This is a genomic window from Rhizobium sp. CAU 1783, from assembly GCF_054551725.1.
On the sequence record NZ_JBTOLM010000003.1, the window covers coordinates 364,889 to 378,277 of the forward strand.

At 64.2% G+C, this 13,389-nt stretch carries 12 protein-coding genes; all 12 read left to right on the forward strand.

Annotation, left to right across the window (positions count from 1 at the left end):
- Positions 1-3 precede the first annotated feature (3 nt).
- Positions 4-1,764 (forward strand): arginine--tRNA ligase, encoded by a 1,761-nt coding sequence (argS, locus tag ACX93L_RS15535; protein ID WP_459405659.1) that lies wholly within the window; start codon positions 4-6, stop codon positions 1,762-1,764.
- Positions 1,765-1,830: 66 nt separating this feature from the next.
- A complete protein-coding gene (locus ACX93L_RS15540; protein ID WP_459405660.1) occupies positions 1,831-4,683 on the forward strand; it encodes an SPOR domain-containing protein in 2,853 nt (950 codons plus the stop codon).
- Positions 4,684-4,801: 118 nt separating this feature from the next.
- Entirely contained in the window at positions 4,802-5,830 is a 1,029-nt protein-coding gene (gene nagZ / locus ACX93L_RS15545; RefSeq protein WP_459405661.1) for a beta-N-acetylhexosaminidase, read from the forward strand.
- Positions 5,830-6,693, forward strand: a complete 864-nt coding sequence (locus ACX93L_RS15550) for a segregation and condensation protein A (RefSeq protein WP_459405662.1) — start codon at positions 5,830-5,832, stop codon at positions 6,691-6,693. Before nagZ ends, ACX93L_RS15550 begins: the two co-directional genes overlap by 1 nt.
- Before the next feature lie 2 nt (positions 6,694-6,695).
- Positions 6,696-7,421: an SMC-Scp complex subunit ScpB gene (gene scpB / locus ACX93L_RS15555; RefSeq protein ID WP_459405663.1), complete on the forward strand. Its 726-nt coding sequence runs from the start codon at positions 6,696-6,698 to the stop codon at positions 7,419-7,421.
- A 92-nt stretch (positions 7,422-7,513) separates the two neighbouring features.
- Positions 7,514-8,647, forward strand: coding sequence for an ABC transporter ATP-binding protein (locus tag ACX93L_RS15560; protein WP_459405664.1), 1,134 nt, complete (start codon positions 7,514-7,516; stop codon positions 8,645-8,647).
- A 5-nt stretch (positions 8,648-8,652) separates the two neighbouring features.
- On the forward strand, positions 8,653-8,850 hold the full coding sequence (locus ACX93L_RS15565) for a twin-arginine translocase TatA/TatE family subunit (RefSeq protein WP_459405665.1): 198 nt from the start codon (positions 8,653-8,655) through the stop codon (positions 8,848-8,850).
- Between the two features lie 145 nt (positions 8,851-8,995).
- A complete protein-coding gene (tatB, locus tag ACX93L_RS15570; RefSeq protein WP_459405666.1) occupies positions 8,996-9,637 on the forward strand; it encodes a Sec-independent protein translocase protein TatB in 642 nt (213 codons plus the stop codon).
- Positions 9,634-10,461, forward strand: a complete 828-nt coding sequence (tatC, locus tag ACX93L_RS15575) for a twin-arginine translocase subunit TatC (protein ID WP_459405667.1) — start codon at positions 9,634-9,636, stop codon at positions 10,459-10,461. Before tatB ends, tatC begins: the two co-directional genes overlap by 4 nt.
- Positions 10,462-10,565: 104 nt before the next feature.
- Positions 10,566-11,849: a serine--tRNA ligase gene (serS, locus tag ACX93L_RS15580; RefSeq protein WP_459405668.1), complete on the forward strand. Its 1,284-nt coding sequence runs from the start codon at positions 10,566-10,568 to the stop codon at positions 11,847-11,849.
- A 16-nt stretch (positions 11,850-11,865) separates the two neighbouring features.
- On the forward strand, positions 11,866-12,639 hold the full coding sequence (gene surE / locus ACX93L_RS15585) for a 5'/3'-nucleotidase SurE (protein ID WP_459405669.1): 774 nt from the start codon (positions 11,866-11,868) through the stop codon (positions 12,637-12,639).
- Between the two features lie 8 nt (positions 12,640-12,647).
- Positions 12,648-13,289 (forward strand): protein-L-isoaspartate(D-aspartate) O-methyltransferase, encoded by a 642-nt coding sequence (locus ACX93L_RS15590; RefSeq protein ID WP_459405670.1) that lies wholly within the window; start codon positions 12,648-12,650, stop codon positions 13,287-13,289.
- Positions 13,290-13,389: the final 100 nt, after the last annotated feature.

Genomic DNA, 13,389 nt, shown 5'->3' on the forward strand with positions numbered 1-13,389 from the left:
GACATGAACCTCTTCGCCGACTTCGAAACGAGAATTAAGAACGCCCTCGAGCAGATCGACCTCATCAAGGAGAAGCGTTCCTCCCTCGATTTCGGCCGCATCATCGTCGAGCCGCCGCGCGATCCTAGCCACGGCGACGCCGCGACCAATGCGGCCATGGTGCTGGCCAAGGCGCTCGGCACCAATCCGCGGGCGCTCGCCGAGGTGATCGGCGAAAAGCTCAAGGAAGATGCCGACATCGACGAGGTGACGGTCGCTGGGCCGGGCTTCATCAACATTCGTCTCTCGACGGGCTATTGGCAACGTCTGCTCGCCACCATGATCAGCGAGGGCACCGACTTCGGCCGCTCGACCCTCGGTAAGGGCCGCAAGGTCAACGTCGAATATGTGTCGGCCAACCCGACCGGCCCGATGCATGTCGGTCATTGCCGCGGCGCCGTGGTCGGCGACGCTCTGGCCAACCTGCTCGCCTTTGCCGGTTACGACGTCACGAAGGAATACTACATCAACGATGCCGGCGCGCAGATCGACGTGCTCGCACGCTCGGTCTTCCTGCGCTATCGCGAGGCGCTCGGCGAGAAGATCGGCGAGATTCCCTCCGGTCTCTATCCGGGCGATTATCTCGTCCCGGTCGGTCAGGCGCTGGCAAAGGAATTCGGCGTTCGGCTGCACAATATGCCGGAAGAGGAGTGGATGGCGATCGTCAAGGATCGCGCCATCGAGGCCATGATGGTGATGATCAAGGACGATCTCGCAACCCTCAACGTGCATCACGACATCTTCTTCTCCGAACGCACCCTGCATGCGGACGGTGCAGCCCGCATCCGCAAGGCGATCAACGACCTGACCTTCAAGGGCCACGTCTATCGTGGCACGCTGCCGCCGCCGAAGGGCCAGTTGCCCGAGGATTGGGAGGACCGGGAGCAGACCCTGTTCCGCTCGACCGAAGTCGGTGACGACATCGACCGTCCGCTGATGAAGTCGGATGGCAGTTACACCTACTTCGCTGCCGACGTCGCTTATCTCAAGGACAAGTTCGATCGCGGCTACTCCGAGATGATCTATGTGCTGGGCGCCGACCATGGCGGCTATGTGAAGCGCCTCGAGGCGGTCAATCGCGCGGTATCCGAGGGCAAGTCTAAGCTCACCGTCCTGCTGTGCCAGCTGGTCAAGCTGTTCCGCGACGGCGAGCCGGTCAAGATGTCGAAGCGTTCCGGCGACTTCGTCACCCTGCGTGAGGTCGTCGAGGAAGTCGGCCGCGATTCGGTGCGTTTCATGATGCTCTATCGCAAGAGCTCCGAGCCGCTCGACTTCGACTTTGCCAAGGTGACGGAACAGTCGAAGGACAATCCGGTCTTCTACGTTCAGTATGCGCATGCCCGCTGCATGTCGGTCTTCCGGCAGGCGAGGGAAGCCTTCCCCGACCTCGATCTCGAGACTGTCGACCTTGCCGGCGCTATTGACGGACAGATCGTCGACCCCACCGAGCTGCAGCTCGTCGCCAAGCTTGCGGAATATCCCCGGATTATCGAGGCTGCGGCCCAGTCGCAGGAGCCGCATCGGCTTGCATTTTACCTCTATGATCTGGCAAGTTCGTTCCATGCCCACTGGAACAAGGGTAAGGATTCGCCCGAATTACGCTTTGTTAACGATAAACATAGACAATTGACCGTTGCCAGGCTTGGGCTGGTGCATGCTGTCGCCTCCGTGTTGAAGTCCGGTCTGTTCGTTACAGGCACTGATGCTCCGGTAGAAATGCGATAGTATCGTCACCATTTACCCACATTGCACTGGCAAGCGTTTTGTCGCGTAGGGTAAGTGGAATCAGTAATGGTACAGAAGCAGGCCGCTTTCGGCAGTCGATTTGGGCAGGATAGTTTCGCGGACGATGATCCGTTGGCGGAACTTGCCCGGATCGTCGGTTTTGAACCGCCGGTCGAGCGCAGTGCCGCTCCGGTCCGTCAGGCAGAACCCGAGATAAATCAGTTCAACCTCGAAGATGAACTGATGCGCGAGTTCGATGACTATGATGCGCCGTCGCACCGGCGCATCGAGCCCGCGGTGGCCGAGCCCGTCGTACCAGAGCCGTCCCTCAATACCGAACCGGCCTACGAGGATGACGTCGCCGAGTTCGATGACGTATTCTTTCCCGAGCCGGTCATCGAGCCCCGTGTCGAGGCTCCTGTAGTTACCGCCGCCGTGTCACAGCCGGCGCGCGAAGAGCCATCCTTTTCGACCGACCTCGCCGACGAACTGGAACTTGCCGTTGCCGAACAGGTCGATGAGGCGCCGTGGAGGCCGGTAGAGGCCGAGCCGCGCCTCCGGCTTCCGCTTGCCAATTTCGCGCCGGCCCCTGTCGCCCGCGTCGAGCCGCCGATGTCTTCTCCGGCACCGGTCGAGCCGGCTGCGCCCTCCGCCGAGGCCGGCTTTGCCGCCGAGGGCTTCCTGTCTGAAGCCGATTTCGACTGGCCGACGCCGACCATTGAGGCTGCTCCGTCGGAAACGCCCGTTGCCGAACAGGTAGCAACCGCGCCCGCAGTCGAAGACGAGGATCCCTTCGCGCTCGACGACCTGGTTGCTATAACAAGCACCCGTCCGGTCCACGCTGTCGCCGTTGAACCGGTGGCCGCCAAGCCGCGCAGTGAGCCGTCGTTCAATTTTTCGTTCGCCGATGATCTTGCTGCTGACGAGGACTTTTCGGCCGGCACGCCCGTTGCCCCCGTCCAGCATGCACCGGCGCACGAAGCGCCGCAGCGCGCCGAGCCGCCGATGGAAACCCGTGCGTCGATCGACGAGGCCGAGTTCGATCCCTTCTCGGAGGGAGAGTTCGATATCCAGCTCGATGACATCGAGCTTGATCTGTCGGACATCGAGGAAGATTTCGAAGGATCGCCGGTGCCGTCACGGAATGCGGAGCCCGTGCCGGCTGTTGCCGTTGCGCCTGCCGTCCCGGCCGTCTTTGCCAATGCCGCGCCGGCTTTCGCTGCCGCGCGCTCCTATGCGCCAGTCGCACCAGCGCCTGCACCTTCACCCGCCCCGGTGGTCGCACGCGAGCCGGTACCGGTCGTCGTCCCGCCGCCCGTCAGCCCCGCGCCACAGCCGGTCTTCTCTGACGAGCCTCTGGCCTTCGATCCCTCGGAGATTTCCGAGCAGGACGATCACCTGGAGTCGATTGCCGGATTGGATGTTCCGGAGGTGCCCCAGCCCGAGGCCGAAGCCGAGCCGGTCAGCTATTCACACGACTACGACCTGGACATCGACAGCGAGCTTGCATCGCTGTTCGACGAACCATCGACCTCGCACGCCGCAGTTCCGGCCAAGCCTGCCGTTTCTCAGGCGACGCCGACCCGTCCGGCCGCTCCGGTGGCCCCGGCCGCTGCACCCGCTCCGGCGCCAGCCGCGTCGTCTTCTCTCCCGCCGATGGACGATTTTGATGCCTTCGAGCGTGCGCTGGAGGAGGACTTCCGCCACACGCTGTCGAGCCCGTCGGACTATGCGAGCCAGAACCCCGGCCGAATTAACATTCCCGTCGAGCCGAAGGGCTTGTCGCGCTTCGCCTTCCTGCGGCCGCGCAACCTGCTGATGGCCGGCACCGCAACGGTCGCCGTGCTTCTCGCTGGCGGTGCCATCTATGCTTTGCTGAACAGCAGCGGTTCGTCGCTTCTGACGTCCGGCGAGCCGCCGGTAATTGCCGCCGACAAGGATCCGGTCAAGGTCGTGCCCGAGGACAAGGGCGGCAAGGCCGTGCCGAACCAGGACAAGGCCGTCTATGACAGCGTTGCCGGCGCGGGTGTTGCTGATCCGAAGCAGGAGAGCCTGATCTCCTCCAGCGAGGAGCCGGTTGACGTCGTACAGAAGACTTTGATCCCCGAGACCCTTCCGCTGGAAGGCGAGAACGACGTCGAAGCCATGGGCACGCCCGTCGGCGAGACTGAGGATCCGCGTCTTCTGCCGGGTGACACAGCCGCGGAGCAGCCGGCGGCTGCCGATGCGGGCGAGCAGCCGACGATTACACCGCGCAAGGTCCGGACCATGATCGTACGCCCGGACGGCACGTTGGTCGCCCAGGAGGCGCCCGAGGAGCCTGCCCCGGCGCCGCAGGAAACCGCCGCGAAGAGCAGCAGCCAGCCGCCTGCTGTGCCCGCCGAAGTACCGGCGGCGAAGCCGGCGCTCGCCGCCCCGTCGAACGAACCCGCACCGACGCCGGTGAAGACGACAACCGTTCCCGTTACACCGGCCGCTCCCGCCACCGAAACTGCTGCGAAGGCTGCTGCCCCCGTTCCGACGACCCGTCCGCCTGAACCGGCCAAGCCCGCGGTAGCCGAACAGACCGACCTGCGCCCGGCTGCAGAGCCCGTTGCACCCGCTGCCGAGATGGCGGCTGCCGTTCCGGCGACACCAGCTGCAGAGACTGCGGCCGCTGCACCCGCACCGGCCGCAGGCAGCTACTTCATCCAGGTCGCCTCGCTGCCGTCCCAGGCAGAGGCTGAGAAATCCTACAAGAGCATTTCCGGGAAGTTCGCGAGCGTCGTCGGCGGCCGCGCTCACGAGATCAAGAAGGCGGAGATCGCCGGCAAGGGCACCTACTACCGTGTCCGTATCGCCGCCGGCAGCAAGTCTGATGCCGCCGCCCTTTGCGAGCGCTACAAGTCGGCCGGTGGAAGCTGCCTCGTCACGAAGTAGGCTCTTGCGCCAGGGAAACGAGAGAGAAGAGGCGGGAACCCAAGGTTTCCGCCTCTTTTCCTGTGTATGACGCAACGCAGCGCTTCGGGTTTACAGTCCGGCCTCTTATGATTCGGCCATGACCAAAACCCATACCCCGGCGAAAGCAATGATCCTCGGCTGCAGCGGAACCGCGCTGACGGCCGACGAGAAGGCTCTTTATTGCGACGAACAGCCCTGGGGCTTCATCGTCTTTGCCCGCAACCTCAAGGAGCCGGCACAGATCTCCGATCTGGTCGCCGAGATGCGCGAGACGGTCGGAGGCCGCAACGCGCCCGTGCTGATCGACCAGGAAGGGGGGCGGGTCCAGCGTATCCGCGAGCCGATGGCCCCCCGCTATCCGGCGGCCGCCGTGCTGGGTGAGCTCTATCGGCGCGACAAGGCACTTGGTCTTCGGGCGGCCTGGCTGATGTCTCGCCTGCACGCCTTTGATCTCTTGCGCTTTGGCATCAACGTCGACTGCCTGCCGGTGCTCGACGTGCCGGTCGAGGGCGCCAACAACGTTATCGGCGACCGTGCCTACGGAAACGACCCGGTGACCGTTGGCGAGATGGGCGAGGCGGCAGCGGCCGGCCTTAAGGCCGGCGGTGTCATGCCGGTGATGAAACACGTGCCGGGCCATGGCCGCGGCATGGCGGACTCACATCTCGAACTGCCGGTGGTGACTACGCCGCGCGCTGAGCTGGAAGCCCACGACTTTCCGCCTTTCCGGCGGCTGCGTGGTGAACTGATGGCGATGAGCGCCCATGTGGTATACTCCGACATCGATCCGGATCATCCGGCATCGACGTCGCGCAAGGTGATCGACGAGATCATCCGCGGCTCTATCGGGTTCGATGGGTTACTGATGTCCGACGATGTTTCGATGAATGCCCTCAAAGGCACGATCGGCGAACGTGCCGCGGCGATCGCGGCGGGTGGTTGTGACGTGATCCTCCATTGCAACGGCGTGATGGACGAGATGCGCGCGGTCGTGGCCGAGGCGCCACTGTTGGAGGGCAGGGCTCGTGAACGTGCCGACGCCGTCGAGACGGCCTTCGGTGCTGATGATGGTGCGGACGAGGCAGCGATCCGCGCCGAGTTCGACGGCTTGAGGGCGACCGCCTGATGTCGAGACCGGCCGGCACATCCGCAGCCCCTATCAAGGCCCCCCCGATCGACGCATCGACGCCGATGGACAGCCTCTGGCAGGACACCGCCGCCGAGCGGCTGACCAGCGAACCGGCGCTGGTGATCGACGTTGCCGGTTTCGAAGGGCCGCTCGACCTTCTGCTTTTCCTGGCGCGTAACCAGAAGGTCGATCTGGCGCGTATCTCTGTGCTGGCGCTGGTCGAGCAGTATCTCGAATTCGTCGAAAGCGCCCGCCGTATTCGCCTGGAGCTGGCCGCCGACTATCTCGTGATGGCCGCCTGGCTCGCCTATCTGAAATCTCGCCTGTTGATCCCCCAGCAGGCCAAGGATGAAGGTCCGTCGGGCGAGGAGATGGCGGCGACGCTCGCCTTTCGCCTGAAGCGCCTTGAGGCGATGCGCGAGGCCGCGACGCGCCTGATCAACCGCAATCGTCTTGGCCGCGACGTCCATCCGAGGGGCGCTCCCGAACATGTGCCGACCCGCGTGGACAATGCCTACGAGGCATCGCTCTATGATCTCCTGACCGCCTACGCGGCCCTTCGCCAGCGCCAGGCGACGACGCAGGTGACGATTGCCCGCCGTCGCGTGTGGTCGCTGGCCGATGCCCGCGCCATCCTGACCCGGATGATCGGCGAGATCGGCGACTGGACGGCGCTCGACAACTTCCTGCTCCGATACCTGGCGACCCCGGCCGAGCGCGTGACCGCGATCGCCAGCGCTTTTGCCGCCTCGCTCGAACTGGTGCGCGAGGGACGCCTGGAGATCCGCCAGGAGGGCGCCTTCCAGCCGATCTATCTGCGCAGCGGCCCCCGTGCCGGCGAACTGGCTTCGGTGGAATGACGATGGGTGAACCGCAGGACGAAGACCTGATCGGCGACGATGAGGAGGTCGCAGTTCCGGATCCGGCGCGCCTTCGCAGCGAACGCGAGGCGCTGCGGGTCGCCGAGGCGCTGGTCTTTGCGTCGGCGGAGCCCGTTTCGGAAGGCTTCATCGCCGACCGCCTGCCGCGTGACATGGACGTGCGGGCGCTGATGATGCAGCTCAAGGACGACTATGCCGGCCGCGGCGTCAATCTGGTGCAGGTGGACGACCACTGGGCCTTCCGGACGGCGGCCGACCTCTCCTTTGCCATCCGCAAAGACGAGACCGAGGTCAAGAAGCTGTCGCGCGCAGCACTCGAGGTGCTGGCGATCATCGCGTATCATCAGCCGGTGACACGCGCCGAGATCGAGGATATTCGCGGTGTGCAGACGTCGAAGGGCACCCTCGACGTGCTGATGGAGGCCGGATGGGTGCGCTTCCGTGGCCGCCGGCGTACGCCCGGCCGTCCCGTGACGCTCGGCACCACCCGTGATTTCCTGGACCATTTCGGTCTGGAGGAACTGCGCGACCTGCCGGGTCTCGAAGAGCTGAAAGGCGCCGGCCTGTTGTCCGGGCGCATTCCGGCGAACTTCAACATTCCGCTTCCCTTGACCGGCGACGACCTCGCCGAAGACGAGGATCCGATCACCCAGCTCGATCTGGAGGAACTTGGCCTCTTGACACCGGGCGGAGAAGCGGACGAATAGCATCAGGTTTTTAAACGGTAACCCGGCGGTGTCCGGATGGCAAAGGCGACGGCGCCGGCACATCCGCGATTGACAGCCATTCGGGCGGTGGAATGAGTTCGGATACCACGCAACGCGGCAGCTCGAGACGCACGGCAGGCGTCACTTTCGCAGCTCGACTGAGTTTCGAGAATATTCGCCACGGTTATCACGGCCGCGAGACGCTGAGGGGCGTGTCGCTGACGGCCGAGCCGGGCGAGGTTCTGTGCCTGCTTGGGCCCTCCGGCTCCGGCAAGACCACGCTTCTGCGGATTGCGGCCGGCATCGAGGCTCAGCTTTCCGGCCGCCTGCTGGTCAACGATCGCGAAGTGGCCGGACCTGCCGGCTTCGTGCCGCCGGAAAAGCGCGGCATCGGCCTGATGTTTCAGGACTTTGCCCTCTTTCCGCATATGAGCGTCGTCGAGAACGTCCGCTTCGGGCTCACCGCGCTGCCGGCGAAGGAAGGCCTTGCCGAGGCGATGCTGGCCTTGGAGCGCGTTGGCCTAGCGCATTATGCGGAGAAATATCCCCATGCGCTGTCGGGCGGCGAGCAGCAGCGCGTCGCGCTGGCCCGCGCGCTGGCGCCACGTCCCGGCGTGCTTCTGATGGACGAACCCTTTTCGGGTCTCGATTCGCGGCTGAAGGACACCATCCGGGCCGACACGCTGGCCATCCTGCGCGAAACTCGCGCCACCGCGGTCGTGGTCACCCACGATGCGGAGGAGGCGATGCGCATGGCCGACCGGATCGCCCTGCTGAGGGACGGTCGGCTGGTCCAGGTGGGAACCTCGGACGATCTCTATCGCCGGCCGAAGGATCTCTTCACGGCCGCTTTCTTTTCTGAAATCAACGAGTTCTCAGGGACTGTCCGCAACGGTCGCGTCGTCACGCCGCTCGGCCTTGCCGAAGCGCCGGGGTTTGCGGAGGGCAGGCCGGTGTCGATCGCCGTGCGCCTTTCCGGCGTCGGTGTGAGCCCGGACAGCGGCATCATTCCGGCTCGTGTTGTGTCGCGCCGCTTCCTCGGTGTGGTCGAGCTTCTGGAACTTGCAATTCCCGGAAGCGAGCGCCCGGTGCGTTCGCGGATGCGGGCGGACATACTGCCGCAGGGCCTGCGCGACGTCACGATTTCGGTAAACCCGCAGGACATTTTGGTGTTTGAAAAAGAGTCTGAAACCCCTTACATCGGGGAAACGGAAAACAGGGAGTAACTGTAATGGGTTCTTTTAGCATGTGGCACTGGCTGATCGTTCTGGCGATCGTTCTGCTGCTCTTCGGCCGCGGCAAGATCCCGGAACTGATGGGCGACGTTGCCAAGGGCATCAAGAGCTTCAAGAAGGGCATGTCGGACGACGACACCGAAAGCTCTGCACCGGGCAAGACCGTCGACCACAAGGCCGACGAAACCAAGTAAGCCCGTATGGACCTGAGGCCGGCCTTGCCGGCCTTTGCTGCTTTGCCATGAATTGGGCACTGCAGTATGTCAGGTGGTTTGGGTGGAGCGGCAGCTTTCAGAGCTGCGACGCACCTTCCGGAAAATGGCGTCAGGAGCCCGTTGAATGCTGGATGTAGGCTGGACCGAGTTGCTTGTCATCGCGGTGATCCTGATCGTCGTGGTCGGTCCGAAGGACCTGCCGCCGATGATCCGCGCTTTCGGCAAGATGACGGCGCGCCTGAGACGGACTGCCGGCGAGTTCCGCGCCCAGTTCGATGAAGCGCTGCGCGAGGCTGAACTCGATGATCTCCGCCAATCGGTCGAGGATGTTCGCCGTCTCAATCCGACCAACTCGCTGCGCGATGCGATCAATCCGCTCCGCCAGATGGGTAACGAGATCAAGGCTGACCTGCAGAAGGCGGCCACGCCGCCGGCGGCACCCGCAGCTGCGACGCCTACCGCCCCTGCACCGGAGCCTGCCGCGACGAGCCTGCCCGACATGCCGTCGGCTTTGGTCGGCGTACCGGCCGATCTCGTGCCCGCTATATCCGATCCTGCGCCCGCTGCGGTGAAGACCGCCAAGGCTGCGCCACGCAAGACGAAGGCTCCGGCCGCCGCCAAGGCAGAGCCCGCGTCCGCCAAGGCCGCCGCGCCGGCCAAGGTGACACGCGCCAAGGCGAAGGTCGGCACTACCGAGCCTATGGCGGACCAGAAAGCTGCGGCCCCGAAGAAACCCCGTAAGCCGAAGAACGAGGAAACCGCATGAGCGGCGATATCGAAGACAAGCCGCAGCCGCTCATCGAGCATCTGATCGAACTGCGCTCGCGCCTGATCTGGGCGATCGGCGCGTTCTTCGTGGCTTTCATCGTCTGTTTCTATTTCGCCAAGCAACTCTTCAACCTGCTGGTCGTGCCCTACAAATGGGCCGTGCTCTGGGCCGGTCTCGACCTAAGCAAGGCTGAACTGATCTACACGGCGCCGCAAGAATTCTTCTTCACCCAGGTCAAGGTCGCTATGTTCGGCGCTTTCGTCATCGCCTTTCCGATGATCGCCGCGCAGATCTACAAGTTCGTGGCACCTGGCCTCTACAAGAACGAGCGCCAGGCCTTCCTGCCATTCCTGGTGGCCTCGCCGATCCTGTTCCTGCTCGGTGGCGCGCTCGTCTACTTCTTCTTCACTCCGATGGTCATGTGGTTCTTCCTCGCGATGCAGCAGGCGCCGGGCGAGGGGGACGTGGCCATTTCTCTGATGCCCAAGGTTTCGGAGTATCTGAGCCTCATCATGACGCTGGTCTTCTCCTTCGGCCTGGTGTTCCAGCTGCCGGTCGTGACCACGCTGCTGGCCCGCGTCGGCCTTTTGGAAAGCGGTTGGTTGGCGGACAAGCGCAAGTATTTCATCGTCGTCGCCTTCGTGGTCGCCGCGGTGCTGACGCCGCCCGACCCGATCTCCCAGATCGGCCTTGCTTTGCCGACGATCCTTCTCTACGAGGTAGCCATCTATGCTGCGCGACTCGTGGAACGTCGTCGCGCCACCGCTTCCCTCGTGGCGGTGGACGATGCGGACCAGAAGGGCGAGCAGGACGACGCATAACGGCGCCGTCCGTTCTCCTCCACTCCCGAGCATGCATCCATGGGGCCGGACAGGGCACCCGCCAGGTCCGATCCGACGATCACGACAAATGACCTGGAACGACGATGCTTGATATCAAATGGATCCGCGACAATGCCGAAGCCCTCGATGCCGCGCTGGCCAAGCGTGGCGCTGATCCGCTGGCTGCCAGCCTGATTGCCCTCGATGAGAAGCGCCGCTCCGTCGTCCAGTCCCTGCAGGACATGCAGGCCCGCCGCAATGCTGCCTCCAAGGAGATCGGCGCGGCGATGGGCAAGAAGGACATGGAACTTGCGGAGAAGCTGAAGGCCGAGATCGCCCATTTCAAGGACGTCATGCCGGGCGCGGAGGAAGAGGAACGTCAGCTGACCGCCGAACTGACCGACCAGCTGTCGCGCATTCCCAATATTCCGCTCGAGGACGTGCCGGTCGGCAAGGACGAGCATGACAACGTGGTCAAGCGCGTCGTCGGCCAGAAACCCGGCTGGAACCATCCGGCCAAGGAACACTACGATCTCGGCGAAGCACTCGGTTACATGGACTTCGAGCGTGCCGCCAAGCTCTCCGGTGCGCGCTTCACGGTCCTGACCGGCCCGCTCGCCAAGCTTGAGCGCGCGCTCGGCCAGTTCATGCTCGACCTGCACACCACCGAGCACGGTTATACCGAAGTTTCCTCGCCGCTGATGGTCCGTGACGAGGCCATGTACGGCACCGGCCAGCTGCCGAAGTTCGCCGAGGATCTGTTCAGGACCACGGATGGCCGCTGGCTGATCCCGACCGCCGAGGTGACTCTGACCAACCTGGTCTCGGGGGAGATCCTGGAGCAGGAAAAGCTGCCGCTGCGCTTCACGGCGCTCACCCCGTCCTTCCGTTCGGAAGCAGGTTCCGCCGGCCGCGATACCCGCGGCATGCTCCGCCAGCACCAGTTCTGGAAGTGCGAACTCGTGTCGATCACCGATGCCGAGAGCGCGATCGACGAACACGAACGCATGACGGCCTGCGCCGAGGAAGTCCTGAAGCGGCTCGGCCTGCATTTCCGCACGATGACGCTCTGCACCGGCGACATGGGCTTCGGTTCGCGCAAGACCTATGATCTCGAGGTCTGGCTGCCCGGCCAGAACACCTATCGCGAGATCTCGTCCTGCTCGGTCTGCGGTGATTTCCAGGGCCGCCGCATGAATGCCCGCTATCGTGGCAAGGACGGCAAGGGAACGACCTTCGTCCACACCCTGAACGGCTCGGGCACAGCCGTCGGCCGCGCTCTGATCGCCGTCATGGAGAATTACCAGAACGAAGACGGATCGATCACCGTTCCGGACGTGCTGCTCCCCTATATGGGCGGCATCACGAAGATCGAGAAGGCGGCCTGAGCCCGGGAGGATACGCATGCGCATTCTCCTCACCAATGACGACGGGATCCACGCCGAGGGTCTGGCCGTGCTGGAACGCATTGCCCGCACCCTGTCGGACGACGTCTGGATCGTCGCACCGGAGACGGACCAGAGCGGGCTTGCGCATTCCCTGACGATTTCCGAGCCGCTCAGGCTGCGCAAGGTGGCCGACAAGCGCTTTGCGTTGCGCGGTACGCCGACCGATTGCGTCATCATGGCCGTTCGCGAGATCCTTCCGGAGAAGCCGGATCTCGTCCTGTCCGGTGTCAATGCCGGCGGCAACCTCGCCGACGATGTGACCTATTCGGGAACGGTTGCCGGAGCCATCGAGGGCACGCTGCAGGGTGTCCGTTCGATCGCGCTCAGCCAGCTCTACGATTACACGAACGGCGGACGGGTGATCCCCTGGGAGGTGGCCGAGACACTGGCACCCAAGCTTCTTGCCCAGTTGATTACGGCAGAGCTTCCGGCCGGCACCTTCCTGAATGTCAATTTTCCGCGCTGCGCACCATCCGAGGTGCAGGGCATCGAGGTGACGGCCCAGGGCAAGCTCGACTTCGGCCTCGAGGTTGAGGAACGCGCCGATGGTCGCGGCTTCCCCTATTACTGGCTCCGCTTCGGCGATCGCGGCAGCCGCTTTCGCGAGGGAACCGACCTTCAGGCGCTCAAGGAAGACAAGATCTCGGTCACCCCGCTCAAGCTCGACATGACCGACTATGCCGCTCAGGACAGCATTGCCCGGGCGCTCGGCTTCGGGGTCGCCGGTTGAAGTCCGCCATGGTGGAAAAGGAGGGTTTCGCGGCCCTCGTCCTGCGGCTCCGGTCCGAGGGGATCAACGACCTCGATCTCCTGACCGCCGTCGAGCAGACGCCGCGCTCCCTCTTCGTTCCGCCGCAATACGCAGATCAGGCCTATTCGAGCCGTTCGATCCCGATCGAATGTGGGGCCTTCATGGAGGGGGCCGACCTGGCGGTCCGCCTGCTCGCTCATCTTCACGTAAAGCCCGGCCAGCGGGTGCTCGAGATTGGCACTGGAAGCGGGTTCATGTCGGCCGTGCTCGGCCGTTTGTCCGAGCGGGTGATGTCGATCGACCGCTACAAGACGCTCATCACCGCTGCGCAGCGCCGGCTCGACAATCTTGGGCTTCGTAATGTTGTGTTGCGCCAGGCCGACGGCAGTCATGGCCTGACGGGCGAGGGTACCTTCGACCGTATCCTTTCGACGGCGGCCTTTCCCACCATGCCGCGCTTCTTTGCCGAACAGCTGGTTTCGGGCGGCGTATTGCTTGCGCCGCTGATGACGGGCGAGGAGAGCTGCATAATCGTCCGCCTGACCAAAACCGGCAGCCGCTTCGATCGGGAGGACCTGTTCGAAGTGCCTTATCTGCCGCTCGTTCCGAAGATGGCATCGTTCCTCTGATCGCTTGCGAACGGCTGCTCTGCGGCGCGCGAATGTTCGCGCTCTCGAAAATAGTTCACGGCGATTCCAGTCGGTTAACTGACCAGTAACACTAACGCGC

Coding starts and splice junctions, on each gene's coding strand:
- argS (WP_459405659.1), top strand. CDS start 4: ATGAACCTCTTCGCCGACTTCGAAACGAGAATTAAGAACGCCCTCGAG.
- ACX93L_RS15540 (WP_459405660.1), top strand. CDS start 1,831: ATGGTACAGAAGCAGGCCGCTTTCGGCAGTCGATTTGGGCAGGATAGT.
- nagZ (WP_459405661.1), top strand. CDS start 4,802: ATGACCAAAACCCATACCCCGGCGAAAGCAATGATCCTCGGCTGCAGC.
- ACX93L_RS15550 (WP_459405662.1), top strand. CDS start 5,830: ATGTCGAGACCGGCCGGCACATCCGCAGCCCCTATCAAGGCCCCCCCG.
- scpB (WP_459405663.1), top strand. CDS start 6,696: ATGGGTGAACCGCAGGACGAAGACCTGATCGGCGACGATGAGGAGGTC.
- ACX93L_RS15560 (WP_459405664.1), top strand. CDS start 7,514: ATGAGTTCGGATACCACGCAACGCGGCAGCTCGAGACGCACGGCAGGC.
- ACX93L_RS15565 (WP_459405665.1), top strand. CDS start 8,653: ATGGGTTCTTTTAGCATGTGGCACTGGCTGATCGTTCTGGCGATCGTT.
- tatB (WP_459405666.1), top strand. CDS start 8,996: ATGCTGGATGTAGGCTGGACCGAGTTGCTTGTCATCGCGGTGATCCTG.
- tatC (WP_459405667.1), top strand. CDS start 9,634: ATGAGCGGCGATATCGAAGACAAGCCGCAGCCGCTCATCGAGCATCTG.
- serS (WP_459405668.1), top strand. CDS start 10,566: ATGCTTGATATCAAATGGATCCGCGACAATGCCGAAGCCCTCGATGCC.
- surE (WP_459405669.1), top strand. CDS start 11,866: ATGCGCATTCTCCTCACCAATGACGACGGGATCCACGCCGAGGGTCTG.
- ACX93L_RS15590 (WP_459405670.1), top strand. CDS start 12,648: ATGGTGGAAAAGGAGGGTTTCGCGGCCCTCGTCCTGCGGCTCCGGTCC.